This is a genomic window from Streptomyces sp. NBC_00986 (genome assembly GCF_045162565.1).
Lineage (GTDB): Bacteria > Actinomycetota > Actinomycetes > Streptomycetales > Streptomycetaceae > Streptomyces.
This window is the reverse complement of sequence record NZ_CP108733.1, coordinates 11,244,432-11,261,667: the sequence shown is the minus strand read 5'-3', so window position 1 is coordinate 11,261,667 and position 17,236 is coordinate 11,244,432. Positions and strand designations below refer to the sequence as shown.

General features: G+C 69.8%; 16 protein-coding genes and 1 pseudogene. 12 read left to right on the top strand and 5 right to left on the bottom strand.

Annotated features, from left to right (window positions below; translation table 11 throughout):
- Positions 1-399: 399 nt before the first annotated feature.
- The 3 genes from OG504_RS50850 (at position 400) to OG504_RS50840 (ending at position 4,271) form a co-directional block, all read left to right on the top strand.
- Entirely contained in the window at positions 400-1,431 is a 1,032-nt protein-coding gene (locus OG504_RS50850) for a hypothetical protein (RefSeq protein ID WP_405995967.1), read from the top strand.
- Positions 1,432-1,486: 55 nt separating this feature from the next.
- Positions 1,487-2,755, top strand: coding sequence for an FAD-dependent oxidoreductase (locus tag OG504_RS50845; RefSeq protein WP_405995966.1), 1,269 nt, complete (start codon positions 1,487-1,489; stop codon positions 2,753-2,755).
- A gap of 118 nt (positions 2,756-2,873) precedes the next feature.
- Positions 2,874-4,271 (top strand): MFS transporter, encoded by a 1,398-nt coding sequence (locus OG504_RS50840; RefSeq protein ID WP_405995965.1) that lies wholly within the window; start codon positions 2,874-2,876, stop codon positions 4,269-4,271.
- A 77-nt stretch (positions 4,272-4,348) separates the two neighbouring features.
- Here the strand turns inward: OG504_RS50840 and OG504_RS50835 are convergent, their stop codons facing one another.
- Positions 4,349-5,539, bottom strand: coding sequence for an RNA-guided endonuclease InsQ/TnpB family protein (locus OG504_RS50835; protein ID WP_405995964.1), 1,191 nt, complete (start codon positions 5,537-5,539; stop codon positions 4,349-4,351).
- 161 nt (positions 5,540-5,700) lie between these two features.
- On the opposite strand from OG504_RS50835, the gene OG504_RS50830 reads away from it, so the two are divergent.
- The 8 genes from OG504_RS50830 to OG504_RS50795 all read left to right on the top strand — a co-directional run bounded on the left by OG504_RS50830 (position 5,701) and on the right by OG504_RS50795 (position 13,179).
- The gene (locus tag OG504_RS50830; protein ID WP_405995963.1) at positions 5,701-6,549 is read left to right on the top strand and encodes an FAD binding domain-containing protein; all 849 of its coding nucleotides are present in this window, start codon (positions 5,701-5,703) and stop codon (positions 6,547-6,549) included.
- Positions 6,546-8,924 carry a xanthine dehydrogenase family protein molybdopterin-binding subunit gene (locus tag OG504_RS50825; protein WP_405995962.1) on the top strand — a complete coding sequence of 793 codons (2,379 nt, stop codon included), beginning with the start codon at positions 6,546-6,548 and terminating at the stop codon, positions 8,922-8,924. The genes OG504_RS50830 and OG504_RS50825 overlap by 4 nt, the downstream gene beginning before the upstream one ends.
- Complete coding sequence (locus tag OG504_RS50820; protein ID WP_405995961.1) at positions 8,921-9,493, top strand: (2Fe-2S)-binding protein; 573 nt, start codon at positions 8,921-8,923, stop codon at positions 9,491-9,493. Before OG504_RS50825 ends, OG504_RS50820 begins: the two co-directional genes overlap by 4 nt.
- 3 nt (positions 9,494-9,496) lie before the next feature.
- Entirely contained in the window at positions 9,497-10,189 is a 693-nt protein-coding gene (locus OG504_RS50815) for an SRPBCC family protein (RefSeq protein WP_405995960.1), read from the top strand.
- Positions 10,186-10,848: an isochorismatase family protein gene (locus OG504_RS50810; protein WP_405995959.1), complete on the top strand. Its 663-nt coding sequence runs from the start codon at positions 10,186-10,188 to the stop codon at positions 10,846-10,848. Before OG504_RS50815 ends, OG504_RS50810 begins: the two co-directional genes overlap by 4 nt.
- A 33-nt stretch (positions 10,849-10,881) precedes the next feature.
- Positions 10,882-11,730 (top strand): alpha/beta fold hydrolase, encoded by an 849-nt coding sequence (locus tag OG504_RS50805; protein WP_405995958.1) that lies wholly within the window; start codon positions 10,882-10,884, stop codon positions 11,728-11,730.
- 74 nt (positions 11,731-11,804) lie between these two features.
- Positions 11,805-12,287 (top strand): MarR family winged helix-turn-helix transcriptional regulator, encoded by a 483-nt coding sequence (locus OG504_RS50800; RefSeq protein WP_405995957.1) that lies wholly within the window; start codon positions 11,805-11,807, stop codon positions 12,285-12,287.
- Between the two features lie 79 nt (positions 12,288-12,366).
- Complete coding sequence (locus OG504_RS50795; protein WP_405996626.1) at positions 12,367-13,179, top strand: Asp/Glu racemase; 813 nt, start codon at positions 12,367-12,369, stop codon at positions 13,177-13,179.
- Positions 13,180-13,492: 313 nt separating this feature from the next.
- Here the strand turns inward: OG504_RS50795 and OG504_RS50790 are convergent, their stop codons facing one another.
- From OG504_RS50790 to OG504_RS50775, 4 genes and pseudogenes are all read right to left on the bottom strand, one after another.
- On the bottom strand, positions 13,493-13,999 hold the full coding sequence (locus tag OG504_RS50790; protein ID WP_405995956.1) for a hypothetical protein: 507 nt from the start codon (positions 13,997-13,999) through the stop codon (positions 13,493-13,495).
- A 55-nt stretch (positions 14,000-14,054) separates the two neighbouring features.
- A complete protein-coding gene (locus tag OG504_RS50785) occupies positions 14,055-14,849 on the bottom strand; it encodes a transposase family protein (RefSeq protein ID WP_405996625.1) in 795 nt (264 codons plus the stop codon).
- A 106-nt stretch (positions 14,850-14,955) separates the two neighbouring features.
- Positions 14,956-15,336: pseudogene (locus OG504_RS50780) on the bottom strand (transposase family protein); the annotation flags it as partial.
- 141 nt (positions 15,337-15,477) lie between these two features.
- Positions 15,478-16,557 (bottom strand): Acg family FMN-binding oxidoreductase, encoded by a 1,080-nt coding sequence (locus OG504_RS50775; protein WP_405995955.1) that lies wholly within the window; start codon positions 16,555-16,557, stop codon positions 15,478-15,480.
- A gap of 145 nt (positions 16,558-16,702) precedes the next feature.
- Here OG504_RS50775 and OG504_RS50770 point away from each other — a divergent pair, with 145 nt between their 5' ends.
- Entirely contained in the window at positions 16,703-17,236 is a 534-nt protein-coding gene (locus OG504_RS50770; protein ID WP_405995954.1) for a MarR family winged helix-turn-helix transcriptional regulator, read from the top strand.

The window sequence follows — 17,236 nt, the reverse complement described above, 5'->3', positions numbered from 1 at the left end:
ACGACCGACGGGCCCGCCACAGACGTGTGCGGACCCTCGTGACAGGCACCCGGGAGCGCTCGGTACGCGAAGCCGAGGTCAGGTCGCCGGTTCGCGATTTCCCTGACGGTTCGTCATGAAATAACCGTGTTAACTCGGCGCGCGAACCCTTGCCAAGCCGAGATAGTACGTGCTCGGATTATCTCTGTCGGGCGGTACCCCACCGTCCCGAATCCGCTGCTCAACCATGCACCGCGGGGCCTGTTCGCCCTGCCCCCGCTCCCCGTCTCCCCCCTCGCCTCCTCCTCTCTCCCTCTCTTCGCTCACCTTCCGTCGCCGCGCCCGGAGCGTGTCCGCGGCATGCCCGCAACCCGTCGAAGAGCGCAACCGGTACCCCCTCAGCGATACCTGGAGAAGCCCGTGTTCGATCTTTCGTCCGTCGACCTGCTCGACGCCTTCACCCGCGAGCTCCGGCTGTGCAAGCTGCGCAGCGACGAGCACGTCGTGGTGCTGTCCGAACCCGGCAGCCGCGGTGACTACGTCGCGGCCGCTTTCGGTGCCGCCAAGGCGTGCGGAGCGCATGTCATCGCCGCGACCGTGCCGGGCGGCAGCCCCGCGCCGATGCCGAGCACCCACACCGGTGCGGGTCCCGGCCTGGTCTCCGTCCTCAACGACCGCACCGCACAGGACCTGTTGAAGTCGGCCGACCTGGTCGTCGACCTGACCCGCGAGGGCTTCATCCACGCGCCGGTCCAGCAGGAGATCCTGCGCGCCGGGACCCGCATCATCTTCGTCTGCGACGCTCCCGACGTGCTGATCCGCAACCTCCCCAAGGAGGGCGACAAAGCAGAGGTGTTGGAGGGCGTCGACCTGCTGAAGCGGTCGTCGGTCATGCGGGTCACCTCGGACGCGGGCACCGACCTCACCGTCCAACTCGCCGGTTCCAAACCGGAGTTCCAGTGCGGCTTCGCCGACGACCCGGGCCGCTGGGACCACTGGCCCAGCACGATGGTGCTGTGCTGGCCGGAGATCTCCGACGGCCGGATCGTGCTCGCCGAGGGCGACATCCTGCTGCCCTTCAAGGAGTACGTCCGCTCCCCCGTCACCCTGCAGATCGCGGGCGGCCACATCGAGAAGGTGTCCGGCGGCGCCGAGGCCGAACTGCTCTCGACCTTCTTCGAGGACGCCCGGGACCAGTGGGCGCGCAGCCTCTCCCACATGGGCTGGGGCCTGATGCGCACGGCCGACTGGTTCGCCACGGCGATGTACGGCAAGGACGACCTGATGGGCATGGACGCCCGCGCCTTCGCCGGCAACTTCCTCTGGTCGACGGGCCCGCACCCGGTCCTCGGACGCGAGTCGTACGCCCACCTCGACATCGCGATGCGCGGCTGCACCGTCACGGTCGACGACGTCGAGGTCGTCACCGCCGGAAAGCTCACCGACGGCTGACCGCGTCACTGCTCGTCTACGAACCACCCGTACCCGCACGCGAGTTGGAGGAAGTGTGGCGCCCAGCCAGTCGTACGAAGTCACCGTCGTCGGAGGAGGTCTCGGCGGGCTCACCACCGCGTTGGCACTGCGGCAGCGCGGCCTGCGGGTCACCGTCCTGGAGCAGGCGTCCGAGCTCGGCGAGGCCGGCGCGGGCATCCAGACGGCGCCCAACGCGAGCCGCGTCCTGATGGGACTGGGGCTGCGTCCGCAGATGGAGGCCATCCACACCGAGCCGCTCGACCAGGTGCGGCGGCGGTGGAAGGACGGCCGGATCATCGGGCTGACCTCGCTGGGGCAGCGCTGCAAGGACCAGTTCAACGCCCCGTACTGGCACTACCACCGGGCCGATCTCCACCGCGTCCTGCTGGACGCGTGCGTCGACCCCACCGGCCCCGGCCCCGTCGTGGACGTACACACCGCGAGCAAGGTCGTCGAGCTGGACCGCACCGACCCCGAGCGTCCCGTGGCCATCACCGAGGACGGGCGCCGGTACGCCGGTGACGTGCTCGTCGGCGCCGACGGCATCCGCTCGCGGACCCGCGATCTGATGAGCGCCCCCGACACCCTGCAGTTCTCCGGCGAGATGGCCTACCGGGCTCTGATCCCAGGGGAGTTGATCGCCGCGGACCCGGCGACGCGGTGGCTCGTGGACCGCTTCCAGAGCACCATCTGGTACGGCCCCGACCGGCACCTCGTGCACTACATGATCCGCGGCGGCGAGTACCTCAACGTGGTGGCGTGCGTGCCCTGCACGGACGAGGTCGCCGAGAAGTGGAGCGTGTCCGCGACCGCACAGGATCTCGTGGACGCCTTCCCCGGCTGGGACGACCGCGTACCGGCCATGCTGTCCAAGGCGAAGGAGGACGTCTCCGCCTTCGCGCTCCACCACCGACGCCGCGACCCGGTGTGGACCGACGGCCGGGTCGCCCTCCTCGGCGACGCCTGCCACGCGATGCTCCCCTACCAGGCACAGGGCGCCTCGCAGGCCATGGAGGACGCCGCCGTACTGGCCGAGGAACTCGGCGCGGTCACCTCCGCCGGCGTCGAGGGAGCGCTGCGCCGCTACGTCGACCGGCGCGCCAAGCACGCCGGCATGGTCCAGGACGCGTCCCTGCGCAACAAGACCTTCTACCACCTGCCCGACGGCCCCGAACAGCGGGCCAGGGACGAGAAGTTGAGGAACTTCGACGGCGAGTCCGACCTCTCCTACGACTGGCTGTGGTCGGGCACGCCGCTCAACGACCCGGATCTCGGCGCGTTCTCCTACCAGTTCGCCCGCTGAGCCCCTCAAGAACTGCCACCCCCTGCACGCACCATCCGGTCCGCACGCCGGAGCCCCGCGAAAAAGCGCGCCCGCAACCGTGCGGCACGTACCAGACACGCAACACCGTGGAGCGAACGTGAAAACAGGCGATCAGATAGTTCAGGAACTCCCCTGGAAATGGCCCGTCCAGGGAAAGATCTTCATCATCGGCGGCCTCGGCTACCTGTTCGACGCGTACGACATCGCCCTGAACGGCTTCCTCATGCCGCTGGTGGGTGCGCACTTCGACCTCTCGCTGAGCGATCGCGGGTACGTGGCCACCGCCAACCTCGTCGGCATGGCCGTGGGCGCCATCGTCTGGGGCTCGGTCGCGGACCGGATCGGCCGGAAGAAGGCCTTCAGCGTCACCTTGCTGATCTTCGCCCTGTTCTCCGTCCTCGGTGCGCTCTCGCCCACCTACCCCGTCTTCCTCGCGCTGCGCTTCCTCGCGGGCATCGGCCTCGGCGGCTGTATCCCCGTGGACTACGCGCTGGTCAGCGAGTTCTCGCCGCGCAAGTACCGGGGCCGGGTGCTGACCGGGCTCGACGTGTGGTGGCCGGTGGGCGTGACGCTGTGCGGGTTCGTGTCGACGGCGCTGCTGTCGGTCGACGGCAACTGGCGGTGGATGCTGACGACGATGGTCCTGCCCGCGCTGCTGCTCTTCTGGGCCCGCCGCGGCATCCCGGAGTCGCCGATCTACCTGGCGAAGAAGGGCCGCGAGGCGGAGGCCAGGCAGGTCATCGACGACCTGGTCGCCCGCACCGGCGCACCCACCGTGCTGTACACGATCCCGGAACCCGTCGCCGAGACCGGCCCGCGCGGAGTGGCCGCCGCGGCCGAACAGCTGCGCCGCGTATGGCAGTTCAGCCCGCGTATCACCTCGGCCGCCTGGTTGCTGTTCGCCACGATCATGCTGGTCTACTACGCGGCCCTGAGCTGGATGCCGACCATCCTCAAGGACGAGGGTCTCGGGGACACCGCGGCCTTCATGAAGACCACCCTGATGAGCGGGGTCGGCATCATCGGCGTGCTGGCGTCCACGGCCCTCGTCGACATCGTCGGCCGCAAGTGGCTCATCGGGATCTCGGCACCGATCGCCTCCGCCGCGCTGGTCGTGTTCGCCCTGGTGATGAAGATGCCGACCGGGTCCGTCGTGGCCATCGCCGTCTTCGGCTTCCTGATCCAGCTCACCATCCCCGCCCTGTACGCGTACGCCTCCGAGCTGTACCCCACCGAACTGCGGGCCAGCGGCTTCGGCTGGGCCTCGTCGGTCAGCCGGGCCCTCACCGGATTCGCCCCGATGCTGTTCGGCTCCCTCATGTGGCCCGCGCTGGGGCTGGCAACAACCTTCGCGGTACTGGGAGTTGCGGTCCTGCTGGCCGTCGTGTGGATGGCGTTCGCGGCACCGGAGACGAAGGGCCGGGTCCTGGACGCCGACGAGGAGGAGCCGTCGGCTCTTCCACGGCTGAGCGTCGCCGAGCAGCCGGCGCTCTGAGGCACGGCCTAGCGGACCGCCCCAATCAACTTACGGAGGACCTTGGCTTCCTCCCCCTTCCTGAAGGACGGGGATTCCTACGGCTCGCGCCGTAGGGGTTCCTGCTTCAACGCCGACTGCCCGCCAGGAGAACTCCCTTGAGGTCTTACACCAGCTCCACAGGCCGAGACGGCCAGCCCGGCCGCCTTGATGTTGCGGGCCGCGTTGATGTCGCGGTCATGCACCGCGCCGCAATCACACGTCCACTCGCGGACACTCAGCGGCATCTTCGCCGCGACCGTGCCGCAGGCCCCGCACAGCTTGCTGCTGGGGAACCAGCGGTCGATCACGACGAGTTCGCGCCCGTACCAAGCGCACTTGTACTCCAGCATGGAGCGCAGTTCCGTCCACGACGCGTCACTGATGGCGCGGGCGAGCCTGCCGTTCTTCAGCAGGTTACGGGCGGTGAGGTCCTCGATCACGACCGTTTGGTTCTCACGGACGAGACGAGTCGACAGCTTGTGCAGGAAGTCGCGGCGCCGGTCGGCGATCCGCGCATGGACCTCGGCGACACGCTCGCGGGCCTTCTCCCGGTTCGCCGAGCCCTTCGCCTTCCGGGACAACTCCCGCTGCGCCTTCGCAAGACGAGCGCGGTCGCGCCGCTCGTGCCGGGGGTTGGTGACCTTCTCCCCGGTGGACAGGGTCACGAGCGACGTGATGCCCGCATCGATACCGACCGCGTTCTTCGTGGCCGGAGCCGGGGTAATGCGGTCGTCGCACAGCAGCGACACGAACCACCGGCCCGCACTGTCACGGGACACGGTCACCGTCGTCGGTACCGCACCCTCCGGGAGGGGACGCGACCAGCGGATGTCCAGAGAACCGGCCATCTTCGCCAGAGTCAGACGGCCCTCGCGCCACGTGAAGGCGGAGCGGGTGTACTCGGCCGACGAACGGGACTTCTTCCGGGACTTGAAACGCGGATACTTCGCCCGCTTGGCGAAGAAGTTCCCGAACGCCGTCTGAAGATGACGCAGCGCCTGCTGGAGCGGGACGCAGGACACCTCGGCCAGGAAGGCGAGTTCCTCGGTCTTCTTCCACTCCGTCAGCGCGGCCGACGACTGCACGTAGGAAACGCGGCGCTGCTCCCCGTACCAGGCCCGGGTGCGCTCCTCCAGCGCCTTGTTGTAGACGAGACGGACACAGCCGAACGTACGCGACAGCCCGGCCGCCTGCTCGTCCGTCGGGTAAAAGCGGTACTTGAACGCCCGCTTGACCTGCCGCGCCATACCTCACACCGTACCAACTCCCGTGTGAGGCACGGGTATCGGCCGATGGACGGTAGACGCCGGACCGCCCCGACGGCGAACCGAATTTCCCTGCCCTGCTCCGCAGGAGCTTCGTTTCCTCCCCCGGCTGAAGCCGGGAGTATCCACGAAGGAGGGCCCCGATGAAGCCCGCCCCCTTCCAGTACCACCGGGCCCGCGACGTCGACGGCGCCGCGCGGCTGCTGGCCGAACTCGGCGACGACGCCAAGGTCATCGCCGGCGGCCAGAGTCTCGTCGCGATGATGAACTACCGGCTGGCCCGGCCGCGCCACCTCGTCGACATAGGCGGCCTGCGCGACCTGGACCGCATGCACCGGGACTCCGACGGCGGACTGCGCATCGGGGCGCTCACCACCCATCACACGGTGGAGACCGACCCGGCCGGGGTGCTGGGGGCGGGCTTCGAGGTCCTGCAAAGGGCCATGACCTGGATCGGACACCTCCCGATCCGTACCCGTGGCACGGTCGGCGGCAGCATGGCGCACGGCGACGCCACCGCCGAGTGGTGCCTGCTCGCGGTGACGCTCGGCGCGGAGTTCGTGGCGCGCGGGCCGCAGGGGCAACGCACCATCCCCGCCGGGGACTTCTTCCACGGCTACTACACGACCGCCCTCGACCCGGACGAGATCCTCGTCGAGATCGTCTTCCCCCGTCCCGCACCGCACGCCGCGCTCACCGAATTCGCCGAGCGGCGCGGGGACTTCGCCCTCGTGGCCGCCGCCGTAGACCTCGATGTGGAGGACGGCGAGGTGCGCGGGGGCCGGGTGGCACTCGGCGGGGTGGCGTCCGCCGCCGTCCAAGTGCCGCAGGCCGAGGCGGTGTTGGCGGGCGGTGGCTCCTTCGAGGCGTGCGCTTCGGCTGCGGCGGAGGCCGTGGAGCCGCCCGCCGCCGCGTCGGGCAGTACGCACTACCGCAAGGAACTCGTACGGACCCTGGTCCGGCGCGCCTGCGAGGAGGCGGTGTCCCGATGAGCAACACCCCCGTGAACGACGGGAAGTTGGTGGGCAAGGCCGTTCGCCGTCGCGAGGATCCACGCCTGCTGGCCGGACGTGGCCGCTTCGTCGACGACATCGCGCTCCCCGGCATGCTGCACGCCCAGTTCGTCCGCAGCACGGTCGCCCACGCCGAGCTGGCCTCGGTGGACGTGTCGGCGGTGCGCGAAGTCCCGGGCGTGGTCGGGGTGTTCACGTCGGAGGACCTGGAGCTGGGCGACATCGTGGCCCAACTGGGCCGCCCGCTCGCGGAGTTCGTCCCGACCGCGATGCCGGTCCTGGCCCGGGACAAGGTCCGCTACGTCGGTGAGCCGATCGCGATCGTCGTGGCCCGGGACGCGTACGCGGCGGAGGACGGCCTGGAGGCGGCGAAGGTCTCGTACGCCACGCTGCCGCCGGTCATGTCCGAGGAGGCGGCGTTCGCGGACGGCGCCCCGCTCGTCCACGCCGAGGCCGCGCGCAACACCCTCGTGGACGTCTCGCTCTTCGCGACGGAGGGCATCGACCGGATCTTCGACGCGGCGCCCTGTGTCGTCGAGGTCGACACGAGGACCGGACGGCAGAACGCGCTGCCGCTGGAGACCCGGGGCGCCGTGGCCCACTGGGACGACCGCGAGGACCAGCTCGTCGTGCACACCTGCACCCAAATCCCGCACCAGGTAAGGACGGTGGCGTCCCGCTGCCTGCGTCTCGACGAGCGCGCGGTGCGGGTCGTGGTGCCCGACATGGGCGGCGGGTTCGGCCAGAAGTGTGTCGTCGGCCGCGAGGAGATCGCCGCCGCTGCGGCAGCCCTACGACTCCGGCGACCGGTGAAGTGGATCGAGGACCGCAAGGATGCCCTGTCCGCGTCGTTCCTGGCCCGCGAGCAGCACTACCGGGCGCGCGCGGCCTTCGATGCCGAGGGCGGGATCCTCGCGCTCGACGCGGAAGTGGTCTGCGACATGGGCGCGTATTCCTGTTACCCCTTCACGGCGGGCATCGAGCCGCTGATGGCGTCCGCCGAGATGCCCGGCGTCTACCAGCTGCCCGCGTACCGGGTGCGGGGCCGCGCGGTCACCACCAACAAGGCGCCCACCGGGCCTTATCGCGGGGTGAGCCGGCCGCAGTACGTCATGGTCATGGAACGGCTCTTCGAGCGCGCCGCCCGTCAACTCGCCCTGGATCCGGTCGAGATCCGCCGCCGCAACGTCATCACGGAGTTCCCGTACAAGGGCGTCAACAACATCACCTACGACCCGGGTTCCTACCTGGAATCGCTCAACCTGTGCGAGCGGTCGGTCCGGGAGGAGAGCTGGTACGAGAAGCAGGCAGCGGCGGCGGCCGAGGGCCGGCACATCGGCATCGGCTACTCGTGCTTCAGCGAGCGCACCGGCTACGGCTCGGCGGCCTTCGCACAGCGCAAGATGCAGGTGGTGCCCGGCTTCGACATCTCCGAGGTACGGATGGACACCAGCGGCGCGGTCACGTTCACCACCGGAACGATGAACCACGGCCAGAGCCACGAGACGACGATGGCGCAGATCGTCGCCGATGAACTCGCCCTGGACATCGCCAAGGTGAGGCTCCATCAGGGCGACACGGACCGCATCACCTACGGCTTCGGTACCTTCGCCAGCCGTTCCATCACCATCGGCGGCAGCGCCGTACGCCTGGCCGCCGCGAAGCTCGGTGACAAGCTGCGGGCAATCGCCGCGTCCCGTTGGGGAGTTGCACCCGAGGAGGTGGAGTTGGCGAACGGCGCCGCCCGCCGTCGTAGCGCTCAAGATGTCCTCACCTACGAGGAGATCGCCGATATCGCCTATCTCCGGGCCCACTTGCTCCCGAAGGACATCGAGCCGGGGCTGTCGGTCACCGCCACCTTCGACGTCTTCAACGACGGCACCTTCTCCAACGCCACGCACGCCTGCGTCGTCGAACTCCACGCCGGTACAGGGCAGGTGGAGATCCTGCGGTACGTGTGCGTCGAGGACTGCGGGGTCGCCATCAACCCGCAGGTCGTGGAGGGGCAGTGCCGGGGCGGTATCGCCCAGGGCATCGCGGGCGCGCTGTTCGAGCAGGTGACGTACGACGCCCAGGGCGAGCCGTCGGCGACCGGCTTCATGGACTACAAGGTGCCCACCGCGCACGAGATCCCCGACGTGCTGATCCACCACCTGGAGACGCCCTGCGCGTTCACCGAGACCGGTGCGAAGGGGGCCGGCGAGGGCGGCACGATCGGGGCGCCCGCCGCCGTGCTCAACGCGGTCAACGACGCCCTGCGCCCGACCGGCGTCGAACTCGACCACACACCGATCACCCCCGAGACCGTGCACCGCGCCCTGAACGGCGACCCGAGCCTGGAGTTGTCCTCATGAACACCGATCCCGTGGTGACCCACCCGGACCTCCAGCTCATCACCCTCGACGTCAACGGCGAGCGGCACGACGTGATCACCGAGCCCCGCCGCACCCTCGTCGACGTACTCCGCCACGAACTGCGTCTGACCGGTACACACGTCGGATGCGAGCACGGTATCTGCGGCGCCTGCACGGTCCTGGTCGACGAACGGCCCGTACGCGCCTGCCTGATGTTCGCGGCGCAGGCCGAGGGGGCGCGGATCCGCACGGTCGAGTCATTGTCAGAGGACGGTGGCGGCGGCAGTAGCGGTGGCGGTGGCGGTGAACTCAACGACCTGCAAAGGGCGTTCAGCGAACACCATGCGCTGCAGTGCGGGTTCTGCACGCCCGGGTTCCTGATGCTCGCGGAAGGGTTCCTCGCCGAGCGGCCGGACGCGACGAAGGAGGAGATCCGCGAGGTGGTCGCCTCGAACCTGTGCCGGTGCACCGGCTACCAGACCATCGTCGAGGCGATCGACGCCTGCGCGACGACCCGGCGCCAGGCCTGCGCCAACCCCTGCAACAGCCCTGCCGGCAAGGAGCACTGACGTATGCAGCTCACCAACACCGTGCCGATCAAAGCCTCCCCCGACGACGTCTTCGCCCTGATGAACGACGTCGAACGGGTCGCGTCCTGCATGCCGGGCGCCGCGCTCGACGGGCAGGACGGCGACACCTGGCGGGGCCGGGTGAAGATCCGGGTGGGCCCCATCAGCGCCTCGTACGCGGGTACCGTCCGCTTCCTGGAGATCGACGCCGAGCGGCGCCGACTGCGGGTGCACGCGCGCGGTACGGACACCCACGGCAGCGGGGACGCGGAGGCGGAGGTCTCTCTGGACATCCTCGCGGCGCCCGAGGGTGCGCTGCTCCAGCTCTCCACGGACCTGGTGATCCGCGGCAAGATCGTCCAGTTCGGCAAGGGCGCGATCGTCACGGTGTCGGACCGGATCATCCAGCAGTTCGCACGGAACCTGGGGAGCCTGCTGGACCAGGACCGGGCCGCAGGAGCCACTTCCGCCGTGGCCCCGACCACTCCTAAGGCGTCCCCGCTCACTCCCGTCACGTCGCAACCGACCATCGCACAGGACTCCGATCTCGACGGCCTGGCCCTGCTGTTGGGCCCGCGCGCCGCCAAGTACGGCCTGGTGGCAGGGGCGTTCGCCATCGGCGTCGTGGAGGGTTGGCTGCTCGGTCGACTCGGCGCCCAGGCACGGGAGTTGCGCACCCTCCGGAGGACGTCATGAGCCACACGCGGTACGGGCAGGAGACGGAACAGACTTACCGGCGGGCCGGGTTCGGCGCGCCCGTGCGCCGCGGCAGCCGCCCCGCGATCGTCGTAGTAGATCTCACTCGCGGCTTCACCGAGGCGGGCTTCCCGTCGGGGGCCGACCTCACCGACGTCGTCGCGGCCACCGCTGAGTTGATCGAGGCAGCGCGTCCGGCCGGCGTGCCGGTGGTGTTCACCGCGATCGCCTACACACCGGCCGAGGCGGCGGGCGACGCCGTCACCTGGCTGCAGAAGGCGCAGGGCATGCGGAGCCTGGTCGAAGGCGGCGAAGAGGTCGCGCTCGACCCGCGGCTGCCGCGCTCACCGCAGGACCATCTGATCGTGAAGAAAGGCGCGTCCGCGTTCTTCGGAACGTCCCTGGCCGCCCTGTTGACCGGCCTCGGCTGCGACACGGTCCTGGTGTGCGGCGCGACGACGAGCGGTTGCGTACGCGCCACCGCCGTGGACGCCGTGCAGTCCGGCTTCTCGGTGCTGGTGCCGACGGAGTGCGTCGGCGACCGCGCGCCCGGTCCGCACGAGGCCAACCTCTTCGACATCCAGGCCAAGTACGGCGACGTGATCGACCTCAAGGACGCCGTCGGCTATCTCGACGGAGTGCCGAGGACAGCCCCGTAACCCCGACTACTGCTCTGCCCCCTTGGAGAACCCATGCCCCCACCCACCCGCCTGCTGGCCCAGTCCGCGCTCGCCGATCTCGCCGACGTCCCCGCCACCAGCCGCTGGGTCCGCTCCGGCGGCACACGCCTGCACGTCCTGGACTACGGGGGTGACGGCGTCCCGCTGCTCGTGCTGCCCGGCATCACCAGCCCGGCCGTCACGATGGACTTCGTGGCCCGTGAACTGACGTCTCTCGTACGGCCGTTGGTGGTCGATGTCCGTGGGCGCGGGTTGTCCGACGGCGGTGGTTCGTACGGGCTGGAGGAGTACGCCGAGGACACTGAGGCGGTCGTCGCGGGCCTCGGCCTGCACCGGCCGGTCCTCCTCGGGCACTCCATGGGTGCGCGGATCGCGGCCGTGACCGCCGTCCGGGCCAAGGTGGCTCTGCGGGGCACCGCACTGGGCGATCCGCCGATGAGCGGCCCCGGACGCGGGCCGTATCCCACACCCTTGGACGTCTTCCTCGACCAGCTGGCACAGGCGCGGCGCGGAACCGACGCGGACGAGGTGGCCCGGTCCTGGCCGCGCTGGCCGCGCCGTGAGCAGGAGCTGCGGGCCCGCTGGCTGGCGAGTTGCGACACGGAGGCCGTCACCGCCACGCACCGCGGCTTCGAGAGCGAGGACTTCTTCGACTGGTGGCCGTCCGTTCCCGGGCCCACGGCACTTCTCTACGGCGCGGACAGCCCGGTCGTCACCGCGGAGGGCGCTGCGGAGGCGGCCCGGCTGTTGCCGTCGGCCGTACTGGCGGAGATCCCGGACGCCGGTCACATGCTGTTCTGGGACAACCCGTCCGCCGCGCTCGCGGCCCTGCGCCAGGTGCTGCGGCCGATGCTGGTGTGACGCCGACGCGCGGGTTCCCGAAGATCGCCGGTCCGGCTGCCGACTCGGTCAAGTGCCGTGCTTAAGTGGGCTCCATGGGTGACGAAACCGCAACCCCGACGTCCACGCCCGCCGGGCCTCCCCCGGCGCTCACCGCCGCGCCCGGCTACCAGGTCCGCCGTCTGTACCAGGCGTATCTCGTGGCCTGGATCCGTGCCGTCGACCCGACACTCACCGGGCCCCAGTTCGCGGTACTCCAGGCTGTGGAGGCGGCACCCGGGAGCGACCAGCGGTCCATGGCGGCGGCCGTCTCCCTGGACACGTCGACGATGGCGGACGTCGCACGGCGGCTGGAGAACCGCGGACTCATCGTGCGCAGGACGGCCGCGGACGACGGCCGGCGCAAGCTCCTCCATCTCACGGAGGAGGGCGAGCGGACCCTCCACGACGCGAACCTCCGCGCCCGCCGACTCGACGAACGGCTTCTCGCGCCGTTCGGACCGGAACGGCGCGAGGAAATCATGCATCTGTTCACGTCCCTCGCCGATCACTGGGAGGGACTGGCCGAGGACTCCTGACCCCGCGGTGGCGGTCGGCGGGCCCTCGGCCGCCGACAAACGCGGGTACCTCACCCGCCCCGCACCCCCGGAGGACTCCATGGCCGACCACCACATCGGCATGATCGTGCCCAGCTCGAACCTGACGATGGAGACGGAGCTGCCGCGCATGATGCGGCAGCGCGAGTCCCTCATCCCGGAGGACCGGTTCGTCTTCCACAGCAGCCGGATGCGCATGCGGCACGTGACGCCCGAGCAGTTGCGCGCCATGAACGCGCAGACCGGGCGCGCGGCACTGGAACTCGCCGACGCCAGGCCCGACGTGGTCGTCACGGCCTGCCTCGTGGCGATCATGGCGCAGGGGCCGGGCTATCACTGCACCGCCGAGGAGGAGATCACCGGAGTGCTGCGCGCCGAGGGCTCCCGGTCCCCGGTGGCGTCGAGCGCGGGCGCCCTCCTCGACGGCATTCACGCCCTGGGGGCCCGGCGGGTCGCGATCGTCACGCCGTACATGAAGCCGCTCACGCGGTTGGTGGCGGACTACATCGAGGACGCGGGCGTCGAGGTGGTGGACGCGCTGAGTCTGGAGGTGGCGGACAACCTGGCCGTCGCCCGCCTCGACCCGGTCGACCTGCGCGAGCACTGGCGGCGCCTGGACCTGTCCCGGGCCGACGCGCTCGTCCTGTCCGCCTGTGTCCAGATGCCCTCGCTGCCGTCGATCCAGCCGGTGGAGGACGCATCCGGGCTGCCGGTGCTCTCGGCGGCGACCGCCACGGCGTACCGCATTCTTGTCGAACTGGGCCTGCCCACGGTCGTTCCCGGCGCGGGCAGGCTGCTCAGCGGCCAGGTCGGGGCCGCCGGGCGGACAGGGGAAGATCCGGTGCCTCCGCGACGGACGACAGAACGTCGGTGAACTGTTCGCACATCGTGCGGACTTCAGCCTCGTTGAGTTGCTTCGGCTGATAGCGCACCACCATCGTGTAGGGCGATCCGGGGTAGATCAGCGCCGAGGTGAAGAGGACCAAGGAGCATGCCGGTACTCACCCTCACCGAGAAGCCCCTCAACCGGGCCCTGGCCACGGCACAGGCTGCGGACAGTGAGCACTTTCCAACCTCAGGCCGGGCAGAGGGTGGGGTGACTGGGCTGCACAGAGCCTTGGAACTCCAGGTAGTTGGGTCTATCGCCGAGTAGGTCCATGGAGGCGGCGTGCGGCCGGACGTTTACGTCAGGAACGATCGATCTGGCGGTGGGGCAGCGTGGCCGGCGCAGTCGCATCCAGCGCCTGCTGCAGCACTTGGTGCGCAACGCGGTCGTAGTCGCCGTCGTGGAGCGCACTGGGGTGGAGCTCGACGCGAACGTCATCGGCCAGAAACTCGCCCATTGACTCGTGCATGATCATCAGGAAGTGCCGCTTGGGCGTCCAGCGGAAATTCGGGAAGCAGACACGGTTCTGCTGCTCCAGTCGCTGCGCCCAGTCAGAACCGAACACCTCGTGGACTCCGTAGACCAGGCCACGGGCCAGCGGATGTCCCTCCTGCGCTTCATCGTTCGGGTAGCCGAAGATGCTCTGAGTGCACGCGACGAAGGTGACGTCGAGCACGCCGAGGCGTTCCCGGTCGGGCAGGAGCACGTGGCAGCCATTCTCATCCATCAGGAGCAGGCCGCCTCCGGTGGTCGTGAACTCATGCCCGAGGTCGAGTTCGACGGTGCGCGGGCCTTCTTCCTGGAACATGTATGCCTCCCTGGCACTCACGGCCGGATCGGACGCCAGTATGCGGCCAGGGCGATCACGCTGTGATTACTGAGCCCCTCTGTCCTCGCTCTGAGCTGGTCAGATGAAGGGTGAGGACGGCCTGGACGAGTTCGGAGATCCGGAGCGTCGAACACCGCAGTGTGCGAAGGAGCCTCCAGGACTTGAGAGTTGCGATGGCCCGCTCGACGAGTGCTCGGATCTTCGCGTGGCACCGGTTCACCGCCTTCTGGCCTGCGGAAAGGGTCTCCCACCGACCCCAGTACGGGATGCCGACCGTGCCGCCGGCGCCCCAGTGGCCTTTGTCGGCCCGACACGTGGTGTCGGCCTCGGAGAGGGCGTCGACGATGCCGTGTTCACCGGCCACGCGGACATCGTGGACGCCCCCGGGCAGTGCCGGTGAGGCCCACAGCATCTGGCCGAAGGGGTCTGCAATGACCTGTCGGTTCATCCCGTGCTTCTTGCGCTTGCCGGAGCAGAACGGGCGGTCAGCTGCGATGCGGTCGATCGGCAGGAGCGTGCCGTCCAGGATCACGAAAGCCTTCACCGACGCGGTTCGTACTGCGACGGCCAAGCCGGGGGCGAGGGCGGCCAGGAGCTCGACAGCTTCGGTGGGATAACGGTGGGTCGTAGTGGTTCCGACTCCGAACCCTGCTGCGAGTTGGGCATACGTGTGTCCCACCCGCAGGTGGGCTAGCGTGAGCAGGGCTTGGCGCCCGGCACTCGGACGCCGCCGGCGTGAGCCGATCCCGCGACGATGCCGGCACAACTGCTGCGTGAGGAAGCGCAAGGCAGACCTGGACACGTCAACGCCCGACGGGTGGACAAACACATGAAGCCTCTGATGGAGACGGTTCTCTTGGTCGAAAACCCACCTACCAGGAGCTTCGCCCCGTTCCCAGCCCAACTGCCAGACTCCCAGCCACAGGTTGGAAAAGGCTCAGTGCGCGGTTGACGGACTGTTGGGTGGGTGTGAGGTCGCGGCCCGGCGGGCGTCCAAGGGCTGTCGTCACCCATGGGCCGGCGCCCATGCAGGCGTGGTCGGCGGGGACCGGAATGCCCTGGCGCTCACAGATCCTGATGATCCGGTGGGCGCGGGTCGCAGTGAGGTCGTGTGCGCGGCCGGGCAGTGCGGGCGAGATCCACAGCAGCAGCCCGGCCGGGTCGGTCACCGCCTGCACGTTCACCCCGTGCCGACGGTGCCTGTGGGAGAGGCCGGCCCGTCTGTCACCGACCCGGTCGCATTCCAGCAGGGTGCCGTCGGGCAGGACGTAGTCCGGGGCGGCCCCGCACAGGGTCCGCAGCAGGCCGGGCGCGGTCGGCGAACAGGTGGACCGTGTCGACCCGGACGAGCAGCCTGCGTGCATGGTCCGGGTCGACGCGGTCCACCGGGACGTCCTGTGCACCACGGCGATGACGGCCGCGGTGGACCGCGAGTCAGGGACCTGGCGCGTCGGCCCTCACTGGGGTTGCAGGATGCCGCTCAGGTCGCGGCGCGGTGAGAGGGCGGGGGTCCGGGTGTGCCCGACGCGGACCAGCATCTGGAGCTTCGCGGGCGGGGTGACGTCGGCGAGGGAGTCCATCCGGGCGCGCAGCCGGTCCATCTGCGGGAACTCCTGCAGGGTCTGGCTGAGCGGCTGGAAGCGCAGGTCGTATCCGGCTGCGGTGAGCTGTGCGCGCACGTAGGAACGCCCGGTGGTGATCCAGTCCGCCATGGTGTTCGCCGGGGTCGTCAGGGTGAGCAGCGCCCTGGTGTCCCGGACGGTTTTGGTGAAGGTCCTGAGGTAACCGGACCGGTTGATCCAGCTGTGCCAGTTGCTCGGCCGGGTCGTCAAGCGGGCCGCGGCCAGGGGCAGGCCGGTCATGCCGGCGGTGTCGAGGTTGAGCCCGTCGCCCTTCGTCGCGATCTCGGCGTCGGTGAACCGGAACCACTGGTTGGTCTCCTCGAACGTGCCGTGATCGTCGGCCTCGACGGTCATGCCCTGCACGGCACACTCGATGGCGTCGGCCATCCGCTGCGCGCCGATCCAGCCCGGTTGTAAGCCGGGACGGGTGGCGGCAGCCGATATCGCGGCGCGCTCCTCGTCGGTGAGCGGCTGCGGCGTGTGCGGCAGGCGGCTGCTGCGCCGGTGCAGGATCTGTGCGAACAGCGGGTCCTCGCTCACCTGGGAGTCGGCGACGAGGCTCAGGCGCGCGGTGGGTTTCGTACCGTACTCCGCGAGGGTCATCCCGCCCTCGGGCAGCACGTCGACGTCCGTGCGGTATCCCAGATGGGTGGCGGCGATCGAGGTCATCTCCACCAGAGTGCCGTGGCTGATGTGTACCTGTCGACCGGGCGGGTCGGTGACGGGAAGCAGCCGGGCCGGGTCGAAGTAGACCCGCGCCTCGGTGTCCGACACCACCTCGATCCGCCACGGCTGGGTGTTGTGCGCGCTCGGCGCGGTGATCCCGTAACGCAGCGCCTGCACGATCGGCGGGCTGTCCTGGGCCACCGTCGACAGCGGACGGTCTCCCTCGGCGCCGAGGCGGTAGAGGGTCATCCCAGCTCCCCACTCGGTGCCGAGCCGCCCTGCCCTGGTGGGCTCGTCTTGTGGATGCCTTCGTTCATGCGCCGCCCCCTCAGATCTCTTTCCAGGAAGTATCTTGCGCGGAAGATATTCCGTTCTGCAGGTAAGGTCAATGCCCGTGGGAAACTCTGAGATCGCGCCGACCGCGTTGGCCGCGCAGGTGGAGCGGGTGCTCGCGGAATGGCGGGTGGCCCGGCCCGACCTCGACCCCACGCCGTTCCGCCTGTTCAGCGCCCTCGCCATCGCCGGCCGCCAGGTCCAGGAGTTCTACGACGCCAGCACCGCCCAGCACGGCCTGTCGGGCCCGGATTTCTTCCTGCTCGCCGAGCTGCGTCGCCGCGGCGAGCCCTTCCAGGCCACGCCCGGAGAGCTCACCCAGGTGCTGGTCCGCTCCTCGGGCGGCACGACGAAGCTGCTCGACAGGCTCGTCGCCGTCGGGCACATCACCCGTGTCGCCAACCCTGACGACCGCCGCTCGACCCTGGTCCAGCTGACCGACGACGGCCGCCGCCTGATCGACGTCGCCCTCCAGGACCACCTCGCCGCGGAGGCGACGTTCCTGCAGGACCTCGACCCCGCCGACACGAGTCTGGTCATCGACCTGCTGTGGGCCCTGACCAGCCGCCTACGCGCCTGGACCCATCCGGACTAG

Coding starts and splice junctions, on each gene's coding strand:
- OG504_RS50810 (WP_405995959.1), top strand. CDS start 10,186: ATGAGCCACACGCGGTACGGGCAGGAGACGGAACAGACTTACCGGCGG.
- OG504_RS50775 (WP_405995955.1), bottom strand. CDS start 16,557: ATGACCCTCTACCGCCTCGGCGCCGAGGGAGACCGTCCGCTGTCGACG.
- OG504_RS50790 (WP_405995956.1), bottom strand. CDS start 13,999: ATGTTCCAGGAAGAAGGCCCGCGCACCGTCGAACTCGACCTCGGGCAT.
- OG504_RS50805 (WP_405995958.1), top strand. CDS start 10,882: ATGCCCCCACCCACCCGCCTGCTGGCCCAGTCCGCGCTCGCCGATCTC.
- OG504_RS50795 (WP_405996626.1), top strand. CDS start 12,367: ATGGCCGACCACCACATCGGCATGATCGTGCCCAGCTCGAACCTGACG.
- OG504_RS50830 (WP_405995963.1), top strand. CDS start 5,701: ATGAAGCCCGCCCCCTTCCAGTACCACCGGGCCCGCGACGTCGACGGC.
- OG504_RS50815 (WP_405995960.1), top strand. CDS start 9,497: ATGCAGCTCACCAACACCGTGCCGATCAAAGCCTCCCCCGACGACGTC.
- OG504_RS50825 (WP_405995962.1), top strand. CDS start 6,546: ATGAGCAACACCCCCGTGAACGACGGGAAGTTGGTGGGCAAGGCCGTT.
- OG504_RS50800 (WP_405995957.1), top strand. CDS start 11,805: ATGGGTGACGAAACCGCAACCCCGACGTCCACGCCCGCCGGGCCTCCC.
- OG504_RS50835 (WP_405995964.1), bottom strand. CDS start 5,539: ATGGCGCGGCAGGTCAAGCGGGCGTTCAAGTACCGCTTTTACCCGACG.
- OG504_RS50820 (WP_405995961.1), top strand. CDS start 8,921: ATGAACACCGATCCCGTGGTGACCCACCCGGACCTCCAGCTCATCACC.